The organism is Chitinophaga sp. ARDCPP14 (genome assembly GCF_051362515.1).
Classification (GTDB): domain Bacteria; phylum Bacteroidota; class Bacteroidia; order Chitinophagales; family Chitinophagaceae; genus Chitinophaga.
Window position 1 is genome coordinate 774306 of sequence record NZ_JBKIXB010000002.1, and the last position, 21434, is coordinate 795739.

19 protein-coding genes and 1 tRNA gene are annotated in these 21434 nt (G+C 47.4%); 7 read left to right on the top strand and 13 right to left on the bottom strand.

What is annotated here, in order from left to right; translation table 11 throughout:
• Positions 1-5: 5 nt before the first annotated feature.
• The 5 genes from ACLHR0_RS07865 to ACLHR0_RS07885 form a co-directional block, all read right to left on the bottom strand.
• Positions 6-224 carry a hypothetical protein gene (locus ACLHR0_RS07865; protein WP_436485727.1) on the bottom strand — a complete coding sequence of 73 codons (219 nt, stop codon included), beginning with the start codon at positions 222-224 and terminating at the stop codon, positions 6-8.
• Positions 225-252: 28 nt separating this feature from the next.
• Positions 253-906: a phosphatidylserine decarboxylase family protein gene (locus ACLHR0_RS07870; RefSeq protein WP_370908946.1), complete on the bottom strand. Its 654-nt coding sequence runs from the start codon at positions 904-906 to the stop codon at positions 253-255.
• A 94-nt stretch (positions 907-1000) separates the two neighbouring features.
• On the bottom strand, positions 1001-1882 hold the full coding sequence (locus ACLHR0_RS07875; protein WP_436485729.1) for a phosphatidate cytidylyltransferase: 882 nt from the start codon (positions 1880-1882) through the stop codon (positions 1001-1003).
• A gap of 111 nt (positions 1883-1993) precedes the next feature.
• A complete protein-coding gene (locus ACLHR0_RS07880; RefSeq protein WP_436485730.1) occupies positions 1994-2245 on the bottom strand; it encodes a DUF2007 domain-containing protein in 252 nt (83 codons plus the stop codon).
• 30 nt (positions 2246-2275) lie between these two features.
• Complete coding sequence (locus ACLHR0_RS07885) at positions 2276-3223, bottom strand: CPBP family intramembrane glutamic endopeptidase (RefSeq protein ID WP_436485732.1); 948 nt, start codon at positions 3221-3223, stop codon at positions 2276-2278.
• A gap of 183 nt (positions 3224-3406) precedes the next feature.
• Here ACLHR0_RS07885 and dusB point away from each other — a divergent pair, with 183 nt between their 5' ends.
• The gene (gene dusB, locus ACLHR0_RS07890; protein ID WP_370908950.1) at positions 3407-4474 is read left to right on the top strand and encodes a tRNA dihydrouridine synthase DusB; all 1068 of its coding nucleotides are present in this window, start codon (positions 3407-3409) and stop codon (positions 4472-4474) included.
• Positions 4475-4518: 44 nt separating this feature from the next.
• A complete protein-coding gene (locus ACLHR0_RS07895; RefSeq protein ID WP_079471790.1) occupies positions 4519-5088 on the top strand; it encodes an NUMOD4 domain-containing protein in 570 nt (189 codons plus the stop codon).
• 102 nt (positions 5089-5190) lie between these two features.
• On the opposite strand, the gene ACLHR0_RS07900 is transcribed toward ACLHR0_RS07895, so the two are convergent.
• A complete protein-coding gene (locus ACLHR0_RS07900) occupies positions 5191-8481 on the bottom strand; it encodes an AAA domain-containing protein (protein ID WP_436485735.1) in 3291 nt (1096 codons plus the stop codon).
• An 88-nt stretch (positions 8482-8569) separates the two neighbouring features.
• Here ACLHR0_RS07900 and proC point away from each other — a divergent pair, with 88 nt between their 5' ends.
• Positions 8570-9367 (top strand): pyrroline-5-carboxylate reductase, encoded by a 798-nt coding sequence (gene proC / locus ACLHR0_RS07905; RefSeq protein ID WP_429043329.1) that lies wholly within the window; start codon positions 8570-8572, stop codon positions 9365-9367.
• Here the strand turns inward: proC and ACLHR0_RS07910 are convergent.
• The 6 genes from ACLHR0_RS07910 to rimP all read right to left on the bottom strand — a co-directional run bounded on the left by ACLHR0_RS07910 (position 9364) and on the right by rimP (position 19201).
• Entirely contained in the window at positions 9364-9858 is a 495-nt protein-coding gene (locus tag ACLHR0_RS07910; protein WP_370908953.1) for a SixA phosphatase family protein, read from the bottom strand. The two genes, proC and ACLHR0_RS07910, sit on opposite strands and share 4 nt — an antisense overlap.
• Positions 9859-10070: 212 nt before the next feature.
• Entirely contained in the window at positions 10071-11798 is a 1728-nt protein-coding gene (locus tag ACLHR0_RS07915; RefSeq protein ID WP_429043331.1) for an amidophosphoribosyltransferase, read from the bottom strand.
• Between the two features lie 273 nt (positions 11799-12071).
• Complete coding sequence (locus ACLHR0_RS07920; RefSeq protein WP_370908955.1) at positions 12072-13454, bottom strand: peptidylprolyl isomerase; 1383 nt, start codon at positions 13452-13454, stop codon at positions 12072-12074.
• 219 nt (positions 13455-13673) lie between these two features.
• Complete coding sequence (gene infB / locus ACLHR0_RS07925; RefSeq protein WP_436485738.1) at positions 13674-17486, bottom strand: translation initiation factor IF-2; 3813 nt, start codon at positions 17484-17486, stop codon at positions 13674-13676.
• Positions 17473-18720, bottom strand: a complete 1248-nt coding sequence (gene nusA / locus ACLHR0_RS07930; protein ID WP_079471571.1) for a transcription termination factor NusA — start codon at positions 18718-18720, stop codon at positions 17473-17475. The genes infB and nusA overlap by 14 nt, the downstream gene beginning before the upstream one ends.
• Positions 18721-18736: 16 nt before the next feature.
• Positions 18737-19201: a ribosome maturation factor RimP gene (gene rimP / locus ACLHR0_RS07935; RefSeq protein ID WP_370908957.1), complete on the bottom strand. Its 465-nt coding sequence runs from the start codon at positions 19199-19201 to the stop codon at positions 18737-18739.
• A gap of 166 nt (positions 19202-19367) precedes the next feature.
• Between rimP and ACLHR0_RS07940 the strand changes: the two genes are divergently transcribed.
• The 3 genes from ACLHR0_RS07940 to ACLHR0_RS07950 all read left to right on the top strand — a co-directional run bounded on the left by ACLHR0_RS07940 (position 19368) and on the right by ACLHR0_RS07950 (position 20351).
• A complete protein-coding gene (locus tag ACLHR0_RS07940; RefSeq protein WP_436485741.1) occupies positions 19368-19664 on the top strand; it encodes a DUF2752 domain-containing protein in 297 nt (98 codons plus the stop codon).
• 10 nt (positions 19665-19674) lie between these two features.
• Positions 19675-20025, top strand: a complete 351-nt coding sequence (locus ACLHR0_RS07945) for a TM2 domain-containing protein (RefSeq protein WP_370908959.1) — start codon at positions 19675-19677, stop codon at positions 20023-20025.
• An 83-nt stretch (positions 20026-20108) separates the two neighbouring features.
• Positions 20109-20351, top strand: a complete 243-nt coding sequence (locus ACLHR0_RS07950) for a hypothetical protein (protein ID WP_436485743.1) — start codon at positions 20109-20111, stop codon at positions 20349-20351.
• A 28-nt stretch (positions 20352-20379) separates the two neighbouring features.
• Here the strand turns inward: ACLHR0_RS07950 and ACLHR0_RS07955 are convergent, their stop codons facing one another.
• Positions 20380-21009 carry an HAD family hydrolase gene (locus ACLHR0_RS07955; protein ID WP_436485745.1) on the bottom strand — a complete coding sequence of 210 codons (630 nt, stop codon included), beginning with the start codon at positions 21007-21009 and terminating at the stop codon, positions 20380-20382.
• A 117-nt stretch (positions 21010-21126) separates the two neighbouring features.
• Here ACLHR0_RS07955 and ACLHR0_RS07960 point away from each other — a divergent pair.
• A tRNA-Ile gene (locus ACLHR0_RS07960) sits at positions 21127-21200 on the top strand.
• Positions 21201-21434 lie beyond the last annotated feature (234 nt).

Below are 21434 nucleotides of genomic sequence, written 5' to 3' on the forward strand. Positions count from 1 at the left end.
TTTCTTTATTGTGCTTTCGCTTTTGTTTTGGTAGCGGCAGCCATTCTCAGGCTGGCGGTTTTAGACGGCTGCTGACAACAGCTTTTACCTTTTGCGGTAGTTTTACACGAGGCAGCCGAACAATCCTTTTTAGATTTAGCGGCTGTTTTGGTTTTCTCCTGTGCCAGCGCTACGCCTGCTATCAGCAGTAAGGCAGTCAGGCCGGTAAAAGCTTTCTTTATCATAATAATGCCGTTTAGCTACTAAAGATACCTAGATTTTAGCAATAACAGTAATGCCACCCTGCACTACCTGTTCCAGCTGTACCGCTACTTCTGTACCGATAGGCAGGTAAAGGTCTACACGGGAGCCAAACTTGATAAAGCCCATTTCTTCATTCTGATTTACTTCCATGCCAGGTTTCAGGTAGTTCACAATCCTGCGGGCAAGTGCACCGGCAATTTGTCTTACCAGGATATCCGTTTTACCGTTACCGATTACTACGGAATGCCTTTCGTTTTCAGTGGAAGACTTTGGATGCCAGGCCACCAGGTATTTGCCGGCGTGGTATTGCGATAATTTTACCGTACCCCTGATTGGGTTCCGGTTTACATGCACATTGGCAGGACTCATAAAAATAGACACCTGCAAACGCTTATCCTTGAAATATTCCGGCTCATATACTTCTTCAATGACCACTACTTTACCATCGCAGGGAGAAACAACCAGCGAATCACCTGTTGTATATTGACGGGAGGGAATACGGAAGAATGAAACGATGAACAGGAAGAACGCAAGGGAGATAATGGATACCGTCCAGCATAGCGCCGGCGCGTTACCGAACCAATAAAATACTGCTCCGTTTATTAACGCCAGTACCAGGAATACAAGGGAAATAGTAGCAAATCCTTCACGATGGATCTTCATTGTTTTTTTATTAGATGTTTGATTTATGTGTTTAATCTGGGTGCAAAGTTACTTTAATTCAATTTTTTTAGAATACGAATATTTTGTTAACGTATTACAGCATAAAAAACTGAACATAGATCCAGGCGAAGGGAGCCGCCAGCAGCAGCGAATCGAACCGGTCCATAAAGCCGCCATGGCCGGGCATGATCCGGCCGGAATCCTTCACGCCGGCCATCCTTTTGAGTTTCGATTCAATCAGGTCGCCAATGGTGCCAAATATGGCGGCGATGAGCGCCAGCGCTATCCAGTGTTGTAAGGCCAGGTACTGGTAGCCCCAGAAATGGCCATAAATGCCGGCAGTAGCTACCGCGAGGATCATCCCTCCTACCGTCCCTTCAATCGTCTTTTTTGGAGAAATAGCCGGGGCAAAAGGGGTACGCCCTATCAGCGACCCAACTATATAAGCCATAGTATCATTTATCCAGATGAATATGATCAGCAGCAAAGGAATGAGCCAGCCGGGAGCGGTGCCTACGTTTTCGGGTGTATAGTGAATGTTGATGGCATTCATCCGGATATGGATCAGCAACCCAAACGGAATAATCACATACAATAGCCCGATAGCCGAATACCCGATATTCTTTAAAGAAAAATCTTTACTCATCAATACTTCTCCCAAAGGCATTACCAGCAGGAAAATAACGGCTGTCCACCAGCCAATCAGCCCGGTGGGCATGCCGCCTATTTGAAAATTATCTCCGGTAAAAGTAAGCAGGATGGCGGCTCCCGCGATGGTAGCGCCCCATTTATGCCAGGGCGAAACGCCGGCATAGTCAGCATCGATCCCACGCAGCAGCCTGAAGTACTCCTGGAGGGCAAAACAGCCTATCAGAAAGAAAAGCAGGAAAAAGGTGTAGTCGGCCCATAGGATCCCTCCCAGCATTACTGCCACAAACACAAGCGCAGAGGCAGTGCGGGTGAAAAATGTCTTCATTATGGTTGTATCTGTTGATTAAGTTCTACCCGCAAAAGTGGATAAAAATAGCCTACGGAGCAAATCCCGTTCTGGAACTGCCCGGGGGCGCCATTCCACGGGAGCTGTCACTTACGCTTCCCCATCTATTTCATTAGGATCGCCGGTAGGCAGGTTGTTGTGATTGTGTACAAGATCCCTGGCTAATTGTTCCTTTGATTCATGTACATACAATTCCACCTGTCCCGGCAGCGTGATATTATAGGAAGACGACTGACGGTTGAGTAAAACCGCCTCAATGTCGTTGTCCAGTAACATACCCTTTACAATTTCGGCTTCAAATGGCCTGTCGCTCGAAAAAACTTTAACCCAGTCCTTCTCCATAATGATTGTTTTTAGTGTCTTTTATTAAGATTAAAAATTTTCGTCTGTTCCAATTTCATCCACCTCTTCCCCTTCTTTTTTATCCACGGGATCTGTCATCAGCATGGGGGTGGATTTTTTACTTAACGCCCAAAACAGTCCAATGGTTACGGGAACGCTTAAAGCGATATAATACCATTCCACGGGAGTGTTTTTCATCGGATCGTCTTTTATCATGCCATGCTGGAACAGGTACAGCAGCGTTACCTGCAGCCCGTTGTTCAGGATATGGGCAAAGATGCTTAACCACAGGTTACCACTGATCACGTAGATAGCTCCCAGCGCAAAACCCATTAACACACGGGGCAGAAACCCCAGCATTTCGCCATGGATGGCGCTGAATAAGATAGCCGTGATAAATACACTCAGCCATACCTTTCCGGTAGCTTTAATAATGAGCCGCTGTAAAACGCCGCGGAAAAACAGTTCTTCCGCAATAGCCGGTACAATGGCTACCAGTATCATGTTAATGAAAAGATCTTTCAGGGTAGGCATCTTCAGCATAATGCCCAGCAGCTTTTCCGCCATATCCTGGAGGTCGCGGGCCGATTGGGAAATAGGCCAGGTTTCGTTCCACTCACCCAGCAGGCTGGCCAATGGTAAACTGCCGTACATAGCCAGCAGCGCCAGTATAACCTGTAAGCCGGGGGGCGTTTTAAGCCCCAGGTATTTCATCGGATAAGGCTGCCAGAGGTAGGCAAAAATTGCCGCCGGCACAAAGAAGGCGACCACGGTATAAAGGAATTGTGTTATTTTCAGATAGCCGATCGAGTTAGGGTCGGTAAGCGTGCCGGTTTGAAGCGCTTCCAGCGTTTGACCGGTAACACCTGGCGTAATTGCCTGAAGCGCATAAAGGTACAGGGCAAAGAACCCAAAGGAAAAGCCCAGGAAAGAGACAAACTGCAATGAAACGGGAGACTGCTTCAGATAACCGGACATAAGAAGATACTGTATTTTTTTGCGTAAATTTACAGCGCGAAATTAAGTTTTTGCAGATGCTTACCGCTTACCGCAACTGCTGAACGATAGCCGTTACTGCAAAGAAATCCTGCTTGTAAAAGAAATAGTATATAAAATATTAAAATAATAACTCCGGCAAAAGCTGCTGTGGTTATATAAATTATGGTGAAGATAGGAAATATTGAATTGGGAGAATTCCCTTTATTACTGGCGCCCATGGAAGATGTGAGCGATCCGCCTTTTCGTGCGGTGTGCAAGGATAATGGGGCCGATCTCATGTATACGGAGTTCATTTCTTCGGAAGGACTGATACGTGATGCCATCAAAAGCCGCAAAAAACTGGACATTTTCGACTACGAACGTCCGGTAGGAATCCAGATTTTCGGCGGAGATGAAGAATCCCTGTCGCTGGCCGCACAAATTGTGGAAGCCACTAATCCCGATCTGCTGGATATTAACTTCGGCTGCCCGGTTAAAAAGGTTGCCTGTAAAGGCGCCGGTGCGGGCATCCTGAAAGATATTCCTAAAATGGTAAAACTTACCGCTGCCGTTGTAAAGGCAACCAGGTTGCCGGTAACCATTAAAACCCGCCTGGGTTGGGACGACGACACCAAAAATATTGAAGATGTAGCGGAAAGGCTCCAGGACGTAGGCATCAAAGCCCTTACTATTCATGGCCGCACCCGTACACAGATGTATAAAGGCAGCGCTGACTGGACCCTCATCGGAAAAGTAAAAAACAATCCCCGCATACAAATTCCTATCTTTGGTAACGGTGATATATGTACGCCGGAACAGGCAATCGCCGCCAGGCAGAAATATGGCGTGGATGGCGTTATGATCGGGAGAGCCGCAATCGGCTATCCATGGATTTTCAGGGAGATCAAGCATTTTATGAAGACAGGCGAACATTTACCCCTGCCAACTGTTTTGGAAAGAGTAGAAGTTTGCAAAAAACACCTTCACCAGTCGGTTTCCTGGAAAGGTGAAGTAGTAGGCATACTGGAAATGCGCAGGCATTATACAAATTACCTCAAAGGTTTGCCGCATATCAAGGAATTCAGACAACAATTAGTAACTTACAATACATTAGCTGAGATTGAGGAAGTACTAGACGCGGTTGTGTTACAATACAAGGACCATATATTCGAGCGGGCCGCTCCCCAATTAGCTGCACACGATTTTCTGCCGGCTGATAATGAAATGGCCGGTTGTAACGTTTACGGATAAACGGATAAACCCCAGGATATAAAAAAAATAAAAAATACTTTCACATGACCACAATTAAAAATCTGAAAAATGAAGTCTGGAAAGACTTACAGATTAAAAACAAATCTGCCCTGCGTAAAAAATACGCCGTTTCAAACATGGGGAGAGTGATCAGTTATCATGAAAGTACCGAAGATGGTAAGCTGCTCACGGGGTCTACCGTAGAAGGCTATACGGTATTAAACGTAAAGCCCGCAGACAGCTACCAGTCACTGTACCTCCACAGGGAAGTGGCCAAACTTTTCAGCAAAAAAGGAGGACGGGCACATAAATATGTGATACACCTGGACTACGATAAAAAAAATAATAAAGCCTCCAACCTCCAATGGGCTACCAAGGAGGAAATGGAAGAACATCAGCAAAAAAGTCCCGCCAAGCTCGCCTACAAAGAAAAGCAACGCAACCGCGTGAAAGGACTCAAACTGAATGTTACCAAAGTAAAGAGCATCAAACGCCTGCTGAATAAACCCGGCAAGAAAACAATGAAGCAAATCGCTGAACAGTTCGATATCAGTGAAATGCAGCTCTACCGCATTAAAAGCGGCGAAAACTGGGGGCACGTTACACTGGATTAAAGCCTGGTTTACCAGGACTGATCATATATGATGTTGTCTGACGATGGCCATACTAACCGTATGGCCATTGTTACTTGGAGCCGTAACGTATAGTACCTGCCGTTAGAGTACGCCTCTGCTCATCTCCCCCAATACCTTCCGGTAATGAGCGCTATCCTGCAACACTGGCTCGTATCCCAGCAATATCACCTGTTTTCGTGCACGCGACAACGTTACCAACAACTTCCGGTCTACCTCTATCTCCTCTTCTTCCCAGTTAAACTGCCCCAGGCACTGCAACGTTTGCACCTGCGCTGCATGATATACCGCCAGCGACACAATGATAATATCGTTTTCAGAACCCTGGAACCGCTCCACGGTATCAATATTAATGTCCTGCAACGCTTCATCATCCGCAATCAACTCCCGGATCAAGCTGATCTGCGTTCGCCATGGCGTTACCACCCCCACGGTATCTTTACTGAAACCCGCACCATAACGGTTCTTCAGGTGATGCAGCAGCGACACTACCCACGCCGCCTCCGTCCTGTTCATCTTGGAACTCGGCTCATACGGGCTGCCAATAAATACTTTTCTTCCTAAAGATAAAACCCGCTCCCAGCCTAAATTCTCATGACCGTCATACAAATCGAAACCGGCTTTTTGCTCCTCTCTTCCGGAAGATAACTGACCAGCATAGTAATGATTTACCAATGCCGCAATGCTGTCATGCATCCGGAAGTGGGTATTCAACATGCCCCAGGCATGCCGCCACTGGCTGGTTTTACAGCGTTGTATGAGCCGCTCGAAAATAGAGGTCCGCAAATCCCCGATACCCAGCTCCTGTAAACAGGGCGCTTTCACCTGGCAGAAATGCGCTTCCTGCGCCACCACCGGCGGCAACTGGTTCTGGTCTCCTATCAGGATAAATTTACGAAATGGCATCAGCAACCCCAGTAGCTGTGGCTCGGTTAACTGGGAAGCTTCATCCACAATTAAAGTATCGGCAGGAATCCCCATCATTGTAAGCTGCTCCAGCCGGGTGGCCATAGTAGCCACCGTGGCTACAAACACACGGTGACTGGTAATATAATTCCGCGCCTCATCCAGGGAGCCTTCCAGGCAATATTGCCGGAGCGTGAGTGAAGCGGAGGAGTTACGCCCGCCCATACGGAGATGCGTAATATTTTTAGCCGTCAGCTTATGGCATATTTCTTCCACCGCCTTGTTGGTAAACGCAACAATGATCACATGGTGATCCTGTTTTACCATCTCCCCCACTATAGTAGTAAGCATGGAAGATGTTTTACCGGTGCCCGGCGGACCCTGTAACAGGTAATAATCCTGCGCCTCCAGGGCATGCTTTACCAGCTGTTCCTGGTTAGGATTAAACATGGCCGGAGTAGTGTGCTGTAAAGGATACCAGCGGGGTGTAGTAAGCCCCAACAGCATATTGGTACGCTCACGGTAAAGCGGGGAAATCACATGAAAAAGCGACGCCGTTGCTATCCAGTAGTTGGATTCATAAATATCATGCTCTATGATCCACTCATCAAATTGCCGGAAAAAGTCGAGCGTCATCTGCCGGTTATTCAGGGAAAAGCTTAACTGATTTTTCCCGAGATCCTCTATCCTGCCTTTCAGCAACTGTTGCTGCAACGGCTGTAGTTCAGTGCTGGTACGCGGATAAATAATAGCGGTATCTCCCTTGCGGAAATTATGGCTAACGGGAACGACTATATTAAATAACACGGAGCTGTTAACAGTATCAAACTCCCGGAAGCGGAGCGCTGGTATAATATTGAAGCGGGATAGCTTATCTTTTTCCTGTTGCAGCCATAGCGCTGCAAAGCCGTCTGCATCTTCCTCCCGGTTAATTTCTGAAAACATGCCGCACTTCGCCTGCAGGTATTCCCGCAGCATAAAGGCGAGGAACTCGTGATAATAGGCCTTTGCCACAGGAGGCGCCGTTTGCCAGGCCTGTTCAAAGGTGGTGAAATGCGCAGCACTGAAAGAAGGCAGGCCCAGGGCAGCTGCGGTGGTGATAGTGGACAGTATTTCAAATTCCCCGCCCGCAAGCCGCAGCAACATACCCACGACTTCATTGCGCAATAGCAGCAGATCATTTTCGGTGTGATGTGTACTGCTCACGTTTCGCAGAGGATTGGTGGCGGCGGCAGAATACAGGATGGCGGATCCTCCCTTTCGTTGACGGCCAAAAGCAGAGCGCAGCAGGAGATTATACCCCACTACCTGCATTTCGTGGTTTTTCCAGGTATTAAAGTCGGGGCATTTCCCGCTTTTCAGCTCAAAAATCTCCTTCCGGTATTCATCGGTATCATCTTCTGCCATGAGATCCAGTCGCCCCTGCAAACCGTACTGGGCGGACAAAAAGGTGGGTTCTATCTTCACCGGTTTATCCTGCAGTTCTTTTACGGTATTATGCAGGTTGCCCCAGTGTTGCTGCCGGATATCGCGAAACATGTCGTTGATCTTTTCCCGGCCGTAAGCGGCCGCCTGCAGTACATTTTCTGCCACGGCTTCCACAAAAGAGCTTTTGAAATCTATGTCCCGGTTGCGGAGCATTTCATCCAGGAGGGCATTTACCAGGTTTCCCTTAAATGCCGCCGGGCTGGATTGCTGGGGAGTAAGTTTTTTAACAAGATATAATAGCCGGTTAGGTCCTTTATGGGTGAAACATTCTGCCAGGTCGCTGATATCTATCAGCAGATCCGGCTCCAGTACAACCTGGCTTTCGCTGGTGGTAGTGTATTCGTGTCCGTTGGTCCCCTGGCGGCAGTGGAGTACGTGAATGGTGTCGTAAGGGCGTAGCAGTCCATGCAGGGATATTACCGCTTCAGGGTCCATATGTTCCAGCAGCAGCTGGAAATCTCCCTGCTCGTCATTTTTTACATCCAGCAGCAGGGTATATTTTCCGAGCGTGGTGGTGGTGAGCGTGCCTACTGTGGTAACCATACATTTCAGCAATGCCAGGCTGCCGGGGCGGTGTTGCCATGCAAGCGACAGTTTATGTGAGCCTGCGGAGGCGTATAGTGCGGTGAGTTCTGCAGGCGGCGCTATTTGGTAGCACCAGGCCACAGATTCCGTAAGGGCTTTGATGCACAGGAGGTGTTCGGCGTCCTGCAGGGGAAACATTCCCCGTGTAGCCTTATTAGTTAGTATGCGGAGCGCCGTCAGCTGCTGATGGATATCCGGTGGCACGGATTGCCGGTCGAAATAAAACTGCATGCGTGCAAACAGGTTTCCGAAAGAGCGGGTTTCTTTGCGGGTCAGCTCCCGGAAAAGGATTTCCAGTATCTGTTTATAGTGACGGGTTTTATCTTCCGTATCAGGAATGTTGTGGGCTTCTTTTATTCTGGCGTAAAACGCAGTTGCTGTATGTAATGCCTGCATATCCGCAAGTTAATGAATCGTTGCCGTTTGCATGGATGCAGCATTTGTTATACCTTTCTTACGATTTATAATGTAATCTTCATTTTTTATGTCAGCCAAAAAAATAGCCATTATAGGTGGAGGAAATCTGGGATCGGCCATCGCCCAGGGATTGCTGAAGAGCGGGTTTTCAAAGGCCGGCGATATCATTGTTACCAAGCGTAACACCAGTACCCTTACGGATCTGCGTGACGCAGGTGTGCGGATAGAAACGGACAATGATATTGCCATCCGCGAAGCGGAAATTATTGTGGTAGCTTTAAAACCGTACAATGTGCGGGAAGTATTGCAGGAGTTCAAAGGGTCCTTTAACCCGGCAAAACATATACTGATCAGCGTGGTTACCGGCGTAAGCATCGACGACCTGGAACATGTGGTACCCGGCATGCCGGTAGTGCGGGCCATGCCTAATACAGCCATCGCCATACAGGAGTCAATTACCTGTATTTCCCATAAACACGCCACCGAAGAACAGATCCGGTATGTAAAAACCATGTTCGATCAGCTGGGAGCTACCGTAACGATCGATGAGAAACTGATGGATGCCGCCACAGTGCTGGGCGCCTGTGGTATCGCCTTTGCGCTGCGCTATATCCGGGCAAATATCCAGGGCGGTATTGAAATCGGATTTGATGTGCGCACGGCCAGTTTAATTGCCGCTCAAACGGTAAAAGGGGCTGCAGAGCTGCTGATCCGTGAAAACCGCCATCCGGAAGAGGAAATCGACAAGGTAACTACCCCGAAAGGCTGCACTATTGCCGGTCTTAACGAAATGGAACACCAGGGCTTCAGTTCTTCCCTGATCAAGGGAATTACCGCTTCTTACAATAAAATTGTGAAAGACTAATCTTTACGGGGATACTCGAAGAAGAGGAACTTTTTCTTTGCCAGGTCAAAATCTTTCCAACTATCGGTGTCTGCCTGGATACCAAAGATACCGGTAGTAGGTACATTATCTATCCTGATTTCTTCGGTGAGGTAATTGGCAAAATCGGTGATGCCTGGGTTATGGGCAAAGATAGCCACGGCGCCGAAGTCGTCATCAATTTTGGTGATTACCTTCAGGAAGGTGGCGGCATAGCAGAGATACAGTTCTTCTTCCAGCAGGATCGCCTGTTTGGGATAACTCCACTCATTCGCCATTATTTTAGCGGTAGTTCTGGCTCTTTTGGCCGGGCTGGAAATAATTAATTCCGGCACCATGCCGCGGGTAATAAGGCGTTGTGCCATTTCGGGCGCGTTCGCTTTTCCCCGTTTATTGAGGGGCCGGTCAAAGTCATCCATATCCGGATCGGTCCAGCTGGATTTAGCATGACGTATAAGTAGTAATGTTTTCATGGGCTGAAAACCTATAATTAACTATTACGAAAATACAGATTTTACAGGAAGTTAACTTGTTAGACTTATACAGTCAGGAGGAAGGGGGTTATTTAAGATAAAATTAACATGAAAACAAATAGTCATTTAAAAAATCAGAGATCTGATTATTCAGCTCAAAAGAAGAATTTCTTCTGATAACCAAATGACCAGATCTCTGATTATTTATACGATTAATATCCTCTTTCGTTTTTGCCTTCCATATAGTTCATGAATGCTTTATTCACCACACGGTTGCCGCCCGGAGTAGGGTAATTACCGGTAAAGTACCAGTCGCCCAGGTTGTTCGGACAAGCCAGATGGAGGCTTTCGATAGATTGATAAATGACTTCTATTTCTGCTTTAATACCGCCTGGGTTGAGGATTTCTGCGATCTTGGCTGAGATCTGTTCAGGGGTAAACGGCTTATAGATATTCTTCACTACGTTTTGTGCGTGAAGGGTATTGGTGCGTTGCAGTTCCTTGCAGAGGCCGTAGGCTTCGTTCAGGATATGTTCCTTGCCATGATCTTTCAGGAGGGCAATAGCGGCCTGGAAGGCTACGAAATCGCCCATCTTGCTCATATCAATACCATAGCAATCGGGGTAGCGGATCTGCGGCGCAGAAGATACGATGATGATCTTTTTGGGTCCTAAGCGGTCCAGCATCTTAACGATACTTTCTTTCAGGGTGGTACCACGTACAATTGAATCATCGATCACCACCAGCGAGTCAATACCGGGTCTTACCTTACCGTAGGTGATATCGTACACGTGTTGTACCATTTCATTACGGCTGGAGTCTTCGGTGATGAACGTACGCATTTTTACGTCCTTGGTGGCTATTTTATCGATGCGGATACGGCGGTTCACCATTTCGGTGAGCTTTTCCTCATCAAAATCATTACCCCAGGAAAGGATGCGTTCTACTTTTATTTTGTTGAGATATTCTTCCAGTCCTTTTAACAGGCCATAGAAGGCTACTTCAGCAGTATTTGGTATAAAAGAGAAGATGGTATTGCGGAGGTCATTGTCGATCGCCTTTAATACGGTGCCGGACAGATGACGGCCCAGATCAGTGCGTTCTTTGTATATTTTTTCGTCGTTACCACGGGAGAAGTAAATCCTTTCAAAGCTGCAGGCCTTACGTTCTTTAGGTTCGAGAATTTGTTCGATGGAGTAGTCGCCGTTGTTTTTAACGATCAGCGCATTACCCGGCATCAGTTCCAGTACTTCATTTTCGCCTACATTGAAAGTAGTGCGGATAGCGGCCCTTTCGGAGGCGGCTACAATCACATCTTCATTAATATAGTAGTAAGAAGGACGGATACCATGTGCATCTCGGATGACGAAAGCATCGCCGGAGCCGATCAGGCCGCAGGTATGGTAACCACCATCAAACATGGAAAATGCCTGTTGCAGGATCTTTTTGATATCCAGGTCGTTGCTGCCTTCATTGTCCTCTTTAGCGAGGAAATGGTGTACAACTTCGAGCATGGCGGCAAGGTCACTGTTTTTGTGTACTTCGCCGGGTTGTGCCTTGGAAAACTCGAACAGTTCGTCCGTGTTAATCAGATTAAAGTTACCGGCCATGGCGAGGTTGCGGGCAGGAATGGTATTGTAGCGTACGAAGGGATGGCAGAGTTCCACGTTGTTTTTACCCTGGGTGGCATAACGGATATGTCCCATCATGAGTTCACCGAGAAAACGAACATGGCCTTTCATCAGGCCGGGGTATTTGGTGATTTCCGGCTGATATTTTTCTATCTCCTGTATCTCATCACGTACTTTCGCGAAAATATCTCCGATGGCTTGTGGAGCAGCACTGCGGATACGGTGCATGAAGGGGACGCCTGGTTCGGTATTCAGTTTCACGGTAGCCAAACCAGCGCCATCCTGGCCTCTGTTGTGTTGTTTTTCCATGAGCAGATACAGTTTGTTCAGCCCATAGAAAACGCTCCCATATTTTTGTTGGTAGTAGGAAAACGGTTTTCTTAATCTTATAAATGCCAGACCGCATTCATGTTTGATCGCATCACTCATGGCAGAAAATTGAAGTCGCAAAGGTACGCCAAAAAAGGAGAAAACCAGAAAGCGATTGTAAAGCTATCAGCCTTTGCCTATTCAGTATCAGGGCATAAAAAAAGCGGAGATAAGAGCTTCCGCTCCTATCTCCGCTTTGTATAAATAGTATTGTTATTGCTTGGCCAGGGCAGCCATCCACTGGCTGATATGGTTACAGTCTTTGTATTGATCATCTACGTGAACGTAGAAGGTCGGGATCTTTTCGATGAGCCATTTGTTAATGGCTTCCGCGCGTTTGATATCCAGTGTTCTTTGCTGGATGCGGGAATAATCATCTGTAAGGTTCTCCCGGTGTGGCTGGGTACGTGTTTTCAGGTATACGATCCGTACTGCTGCACGGCCGTTTTCGTCTGTATACTGTACGGGGGCGGAAATCTGACCTGCTTTCAGGGTATCGAGCATCATTACGATATCCCTTTCGGTTGGATCATCCAGCTGATCAATAGTGATCAGGGTGCTTCCGTCGCCGGTTTTGGACTGCATCATACCGCCATCAAATTTGGCGCTTGGTGCGTCGCTGTATTTAGCTACGGCTTCTGAGAAAGTGATTTTGCCTGCTACGATGCTTTTACGGATGGAATCCAGTTTGGCAGTGTTGCTGGCCAGGTCGGATTTGGTTACTGCGGCTCTTACGAGGATGTGTTGTACAGTAACGTTATCGCCGGAGCGTTTCAGCATCATGATCAGGTGGTATCCGTGTTGCGACTTCACCGGGGAAGAAATTTCCCCTTCTTTCAAACGGAAGGCAGATGCCAGGAAGTCGGGATCCCAGGTATTTTTATCATTACGGTTCAGGGTATACACACCTTTGTTATCCTTTACGCCCGGATCTTCGGAGTACAGGATAGCGAGGGAGCCGAAATCTGATTCTTTATTCTGAACGCGTTTTTTGAAATCGAGGAGGCGGTCAATGGCGTATTGGTCCATTTCGCGGGTAGCTTTGGGCTGCAGCACGAGGGTACCTATTTCCAGTTCTGACTCGTAAAAATGGAGGCTATCTTTAGGGATAGCGTCAAAGAAGCGTTTTACTTCTGAGGGTGTTACTTTTACCGGTTCAATGATTTTGTTACGCATTGCCTGGGCCAGCAAACCTTCTTTGATAGGCTGACGGAAGCGTTCGCGAAGCTGGTAAATGGAGTAGCCGGTAACTTCTTTCATTTTCTCCTTACTGCCGTACATGGATTCGAAGTAGCGGATACGGTTTTCCATCTGGGCTTCCACGTCGCCGTCACTTACCGGTAAACTGTCTCTTTCCGCCTGTAACACCATTACTTTCTGGGAAATCAGCATTTCCAGTGTTTTGCAAGCAGCATCAGGCGCCAGATTGCCATCGGGTGAGTTGTGTTGCTGATCGCTGAGTGCTCCGTCCATATCGGATTTGAGGATAATTTTATCCCCTACAACGCCGATAATCTTGTCTGCCACCAGTTTCTGGGCCGTAGAAGCCTGCCATAGCAGCAAGGCACCTGCGGATAATGCTAAAAGTTTCTTCATACAAAAGCGGTAAAAACCAAAAATAACCATTTAAAAGTCAGTAGCATAGGGAATGTCGATGGATTTAACAAAAGTTTAGATAAGCTGCCGCCTTTTAACCATAAGCATCTTAGCCAAAAAAACAGCGAAGAAAATAACGATGATAGGTTTTACACTATGGATCGTTCTTTTCTTCGCTGTATGTTATTTTAAAGCGGGTAGTTTTTGGCTACAGGCTTCTTATAAAGTTCTCTTCACTTCTACTTCTTCAAACCCTTCGATGTTATCGTTAGGTCTCAGATCGCTGTATCCGCGGACACTCAAACCACACTCCATGTTAGCGGCCACTTCTTTCACGTCATCTTTATAACGTTTCAGGGAGCCGAGTTCGCCGGTGTGAACCACGATACCGTCGCGCACCACGTTGATACGGGTGTTTCTTGTCAGCTTGCCATCGATAACGAAGCAACCTGCCACGGTAACCTTCTCGAATTTGTAAGTTTCGCGCACCTGAACGTTGCACACCACTTTCTTCTCGATTTTTGGTTCCAGCATACCTTCCATGGCGCTCTTGATTTCGTCGATCGCGTCATAGATGATGGAGTAGTTACGGATTTCGATATTCTCTTTCTCCGCGAGCTTGGCAGCCTGGGAGGAAGGTCGTACCTGGAATCCGAGGATGATGGCGTCAGAAGCGGTTGCCAGCAATACGTCGGATTCTGTAATCTGACCTACTGCTTTGTGAACGATGCTGATCACGATTTCTTCGGTAGACAGTTTCTGCAGGGAGTCACTCAACGCTTCTACGGAACCATCAAAGTCGGCTTTGATGATGAGGTTCAGCTGTTTAAAGTTACCCAGTGCCAAACGGCGGCCGATTTCATCCAGGGTGATATGTTTCTTGGTACGGATACCTTGTTCGCGAACGATTTGTGCTCTGCGGTTAGCCACTTCTTTGGCTTCAGATTCTTCGGAGTACATCTTGAACTTCTCACCTGCCTGTGGTGCACCATTCAAGCCGAGTACCTGTACTGGCATGGATGGTCCTGCTTCTTCCATTTTCTGGCCGCGTTCGTTGAACATGGCTTTGATTTTTCCGAAGAAGGAGCCGGATACGATGGTATCGCCCTGACGGAGGGTACCATTTTGTACCAGGAGGGAGGCAACGTAACCGCGACCTTTATCCAGGGTAGCTTCCACGATACTTCCGGAGGCTTCGCGGTCGGGATTGGCTTTCAATTCCAGCAGTTCCGCTTCCAGTAATATTTTTTCGAGGAGCACATCAATATTTAATCCGCTTTTGGCAGATATTTCCTGGCTCTGGTATTTACCGCCCCAGTCTTCTACCAGGAGGTTCATGCCGGCCAGTTGTTCCTTGATTTTCTCAGGGTTGGAGCCTTCTTTATCCACTTTATTGATAGCGAACACCATTGGTAGTCCGGCTGCCTGTGAGTGGGAGATGGCTTCTTTTGTTTGCGGCATGATAGCATCATCAGCAGCGATCACGATTACAGCGATATCCGCTGCTTTGGCACCACGGGCACGCATCGCGGTAAACGCTTCGTGACCTGGGGTATCGAGGAAGGTGATCTTTTTGCCGCTGGCAGTTGTTACCTGGTACGCACCGATGTGCTGGGTGATACCACCGGCTTCACCGGCTACCACGTTTGCACTACGGATGTAATCGAGCAGGGAGGTTTTACCGTGATCGACGTGACCCATGATGGTTACGATCGGTGCACGTGGAACCAGATCTGCAGGATCATCTACTTCATCTTCATCATCGGTTTCTTCTGCATCTTCCAGACCAATGAATTCAACTTCGTATCCGAATTCGCCGGCCACCAGTTCTATTACTTCCGCATCGAGGCGTTGGTTGATAGATACCATGATACCGAGGCCCATACATTTAGAGATTACTTCCGCGAAGCTTACATCCATCAGGTTAGCCAGTTCGGATACAGAAACGAATTCTGTTACCTGGAGTTTGTTGTCTCCGTCGCCCTGGTTAATTTTCTGGTTGGCTCTTTCCTCACGTTTTTCTCTACGGTGTTTAGCTTTCACGTTTTTACCGCGACCGCCGCCACCGAGCTTGGCCATTGTTTCCTTGATCTTATTCTGGATCTCGTTCTTATCGATTTCTTTTTCTTCGGTAGTACGTTTATCCTCACCGCGGTGTTGACCTGGTCTGTTGTAGCCGCCACCCTGGCCTGGCCTGTTATAGCCACCGCCTTGTCCGGGTCTGTTGCCGCCACCACCTGGTCCGCCACCTGGACGGTTGTAACCGCCACCTTGTCCGGCTGGTCTGTTACCTCCGCCGCCTGGACCGCCTTGTCCGGCGGGCCTGTTATAGCCTCCGCCCTGACCCTGGCCTTGTCCGGCAGGTCTGTTGTAGTTACCTCCGCCGCCGGTACCTGTGTTGGTGCCGCCTGGACGGTTATGGGTACGGTTATCGCCTTGCGGACGATTTCCGCCGCCCTGGCCCTGATGTCCTCCTCCGCGGCTATCGTGGTGAGGGCGATTGCCGCCTTGTCCACCATGCTGATGCGGGCGGTGTTCGCCTGGGGCGCCGCCTTCTTTGCGGTCACCTTCTTTAAAGTCTTTAGGCTGAACGGGTTCAGGTTTCTTTTCCACGATGATACGCTTGCGTTTGCGTTTCTCATCCCGGCTAAAGTTGCTGTTCTTATTATTATCGCGTCTGTCAGACTGAACTGGCAGCTCAATTTTGCCGATCACTTTAGGGCCGGTCAGTTTTTCGGCCTGGATGTTTTCGATCACCGCAGAGCCAGCAGCCTCGTCCTGTGCCTGTGGGGCAGCGGGGGGAGGTGTTGGTGGGGTGTTTTCGGCAGTAGAGGGTTTGCGATTTTCCGTTTTTACGACATGTTTAACAGGAACGTGCGCCGGTTCTTTGACTGCAGCCGGTTTTGCGGCTTGTAATACTTCTTCCACTTTTTTAACTACAGGTTTATCTTCAACCGGTGCGGCTTTTTCCGTTTTGTCTGTCGTATCGGTCTTTTCTGTTTTCGCTACTTTCTCTGCTGATGGAGTGTTTTCGGCTTTAGGGGCCTGTTCCACGTTTTCAGCTTTATCAGCTTTCTCAACTGGTTTTTCAGTTGGTGCTGTAGTTGCTTCCTGTACGGGAGGGGCAGGAACGGGTTTAGGTTCCGGTTTTTCAGCAACTGGGGGAGCGGGTGTAACGGGAGCCGGTTTTTCTTCTTTTACCGGTGGTTTCACTGCTTCTGGTTGCGGAGCCGGGGTTTCTTCCTGGTCTGCTTTTTTAGCAACTGGTTTTTTATTGCGGTTTAATGCGTCCAGATCGATAGTGGTGATCACTTTAGGGCCGTTGATTTTCGGCGAATCCGTTTTCTTCACTGCGTCTGGTTCTGCCGGAGGAGGCGTTGCCGGTGCTTTGGGAACTTCCGCAACAGGGGGAGCTGTAACAACGGGTGGTTCAGGCTTCGGTTCAGCTTTTTCCTTTGCGGGAGGCGGAGTTGCCTGGGCAACATTCGCCTGTGGTTGCAGTTGCGGTTTAGGGGTTTCCTTAACTGGTTCCGGTTTAGGTTCAGGTTTTGCTTCCTGTTTAGCAGCAGGAGCAGCCTCTTCTTTTTCTTTGGTGGTATTCTTTTTAGCCGCCGCTTCCGCTTCCTCCTTCTCTTTCTTCTTCATCGTTTCTAACACGCTTCCTTTAGGCAGGGCTATCTGGTCGCTTTTGCGCTTGTTAGCCTTGTCCTGCTGGAACTCCGACTGCAGTGCTGTGTACATAACAGCCGTAAGACGGGCATTGGGAGAACCAAAGCCGTCCATATCAAAGCCTTTATTGCCAAGGAAATCGATGAGGGTCTCCTTACCAATATTAAACTCTTTGGCTGCAGCCAGCAATCGTGGTGTGTTGTTTGTTGTTTCAGGCATATCGTATTTCGGGCCTCCCCTGTTTCCCGTTTCTTCAAAACGGGATGTTTTTTTACGTTTAAACAATAACTCGAAAAAATCAATTCCCTTTCTAATAAGGCCTTTACCTGGGAAGGGTTGTGGCTCGGCTTTATTCTTTGTCAAACTCTTCCTGTAATATTCTTCTTACATCCTGCACTGTCTCTTCTTCCAGATCCGAACGGCGAACCAGTTCTTCAACGGTCAGCTCCAATACGCTGCGGGCAGTGTCACAACCTATTCGTTTAAGCTCATCTATTATCCATTCTTCGATTTCATCCGAGAATTCTTCCAGATCGATATCAAATTCAGACTGTTCCTGCGCTTCATCACGGAATACATCAATCTCGAAACCAGTCAGTTCACAAGCCAGCTTAATGTTTACTCCTTTTTTACCGATAGCCAGTGATACCTGGTCAGGGTTGAGGTAAACGGAAGCGTATTTGTTTTCGTTATCCACTTCCATGCGGCTGATCCTGGCGGGCGTTAAAGAACGCTGGATCAACAATTGAATGTTGGTGGTAAAGTTAATGATATCTATATTTTCATTTCTCAATTCGCGCACGATGCCATGTATACGGCTTCCTTTCATACCCACACAGGCTCCTACCGGATCTATACGGTCATCGTAGGATTCAACAGCCACTTTGGCTCTTTCTCCCGGTTCACGAACAATTTTCTTGATCACTATAAGCCCGTCAAAGATCTCAGGCACCTCAATTTCCAGCAATTTAGCCAGGAAGGATGGATGTGTGCGGGAGAGAATGATGAGTGGGGCATTGTTTTTCATTTCTACCTTCTTCACCACCGCTCTTACGTTCTCCCCTTTTTTGAAATAATCTGTGGGGATTTGTTCAGACTTAGGCAAAATTAACTCATTCCCTTCATCATCAAGCAATAAAACTTCTTTTTTCCAAACCTGGTATACTTCACCGTTTACAATTTCACCTGCTTTGTCGGCATATTTCTTTACCAGGATGTTCTTTTTCAGATCGCCGATACGGGCAGATAAAGTTTGTTTTGCCGCCAGGATAGCCCTGCGGCCGAAATCCATGATCTCTACCTCTTCATATAAATCCTCACCGACCTGATAATCCGGTTCTACCTTAATAGCTTCGGAATATGCGATCTGTGCATTATCATCTTCTACTTCCCCATCCGTTACGATGGTTCGACGGCGTAATATTTCAAGGTCACCTTTTTCGGTATTTACAATCACGTCAAAATTCTCATCTGAGCCATACTTTTTCCGCAGAAGCGTTTTGAACACATCCTCCAGGACCTTCATCAATGTAGGACGGTCAATGTTTTCCGCCTCCTTGAACTCGGTAAATGACTCAATCAAGTTAATACTAGCCATGTTTAGTTGTTATATTTTAAAACACGATGCACACCTTTATGTGCTTTATTTCATTAAGTTTTAAATCAGTTGACTTCTTTTCTTTTTTCTTGCCAATCAGTTCCTCGATGTTAATAGCATCTTCGGTTACCGTTTGCAGGGTGCCCTCTTTTACAGAGCCATCCAGCAGGGTAACTTCCACTTTGCGTCCAATATTTTTAAGGTATTGTCTGTGCAGTTTGAGCGGTTCATCCAGGCCTGCGGACGAAACTTCCAGGGAGAAATCGTTATTTGGGAACAGTTCAGCCGCTTCCAGCAAAGGATATAACTGACGGTTGAATGACACCAGCGTAGCCACCGGCACCCCTTTATCCCCGTCCAGAAAGAGCTTGATATTGTTAGTGGGCTTAATTCTGATGTCTACCAAAAAATTGTCGGGATTATTCGCCAGCAGTCCTTCTGCCATTTCCCGGATAGTTTTTATCACGTGTTCGTTTGCCATACAAAAAGCGCGAAGGGGACAATATCTCGTCCCCTTCGTTTGAATCATTTTTCCTTATACAAAATTAGGATTTTATTTTGATTGAAAAACTATTTCTTTAACTTGTATGTAAATATTTATGTAAGATGCTCTGCCATCATTCATATGTGTTTTTAAAATATCTGACGTGGCGACCGCTTTCTGGCGAAAAATAAATATCGAACTGCTGGCATGGCCCCTGGGCCTGACCCTCCTGTATATGATGCCGCCCGACGAAAATGCCGGCAGCCTGTGTTTCTTTAAAAATATAGGTCTCCCTATTTGCCCCGGTTGCGGATTAGGTCATGGTATCCACTATTTTTTACACGGACAATGGACTGCCTCCATCCAACACCACTGGCTTGCTCCCCTGGTAGTAGCCGTGCTGCTGTACCGCACCGTGCAACTGGCCCGGTATCAATATACTGATTTCAAACAATCATAAACCCAACACTATGAACGACTTTTCATTTGCGATGCTCCCCGGAATTGAAGCCGAGGAAATGATGTGGCTACAGGAACTGACCAAGAGCTATTCTGCCGAAAACAAGCAGCGGTTCCTGGCCGTATACCAGGGCAGACGCAAAGATCCGCAAACAATCCTTATCTGCAGCCTCATAGGTTTCCTGGGCGTAGCCGGTGTGCAACGCTTCCTGGTAGACCAGATCGCCATGGGAATTGTATATTTTATCACCCTCGGTTTCTGCGGCATCGGTACCATTATAGATGCCATCAATGCCCGCAAAATGGCCTGGCAGTTCAATAAAAAAGAATCCCTGGCATCAGCCGCTTTACTCGGACTTTAAACGCTCCCAGAAAGTTAAAAAAACCTTAAAATGAGGTGGTTTTCAGGAGGTCGAAAAGGATATTCCGCTACCTTCGTGTCACTATGTTTAGATTTTTTCTTTCTATATTTCTGGCCTGGCTGCTGTACAAACTGGTATTCGACCTGATCATACCAGGCTACAGGGTTACCAAACAAGTGCGCAGACAAATGAGCGATATGCAGGATCATATGCGTCAGCAGTATGAACAGCAAAACGGCGGACCAAAAGGTCCACAACCTCCTCCTACCCCACAACCCAAAAATGTGGATAAGGGAGATTACCTCGATTTTGAAGATGTTAAATAGAAAAAGGCCGGTGCATCACCGGCCTTTTTTATAACACCTTTTTAGGCTGAAAAATATCCATAATCGTTCGGGGCGCCTGCAGATGAATGGTTTGCAACCCTACCGCCTTCGCTCCTTCTATATTGGGCAACGTATCATCTATAAACAACGTTTCCTCCGGCAATAACCCGTTTTCCTCCATCACCATCAGGTACGACTCCTTGTCCGGCTTGCGATGTCCCATCAGGTGCGAATAGTAAGCCCTGTCGAAAAAGCTGCCCAGCGAAGGAATTCCCCTGCTTTCCTGCAACAACCGGTTGAAAGCCTCCAGGTGTATCGCATTGGTATTACTCAGTAAATACAGGTTATAATGCTGCCGCAACTGCTGTAATAACTGCAGCCGCTGTAAAGGAAAATCGAGCAACATCGCATTCCAGGCCGCTGTTATCTGCTCACCCGTAACCCCCTCCGGCACATGACGCTGCATTTCCGTCAGAAATTCTTCCTCGGAAACATGTCCCGTTTCCAGGCCATTAAATAAGCTGGAACCATGAAACTGTGAATACAACTCATTGAAGTTCTTCACGCCAAGAGCAATAAATGCCTCGTTGGTAAGCTGGTAGTTGATGTTCAGAATAACGCCACCCAGGTCGAAAATAATGTTCTTTATGCCTTGCATGCCGCAAATTTATTAAGTATATGCGTAAGCGTTGGGATTAAAAAAAAATTTAGGTTAATTCAATAAAATAATTAATTTTGCCGTCCCCTGAAAAGGGGAAATTAGTTCTTCGGAACAGGTCCTATAGCTCAGTTGGTTAGAGCACCTGACTCATAATCAGGGGGTCCCTGGATCATGCCCAGGTGGGACCACGCAACAGGAAAGGCTTTCAGCGGTGAGACGCGGAAAGCCTTTTTTCATTTGATACATGTTAACTGCCCATTTTAATATTATTCTATAGAATACGCTTAATTACCAATCCCATCCCTCAATAAGGAAGCCTATTGAATTATAACCCAGTAACATTTCTCAATAAGTTTTTATTACGCAAATAGGGTACATATCCTATGCCTATTTTCAAGTAAATCTTTGTTAACCACAAACCC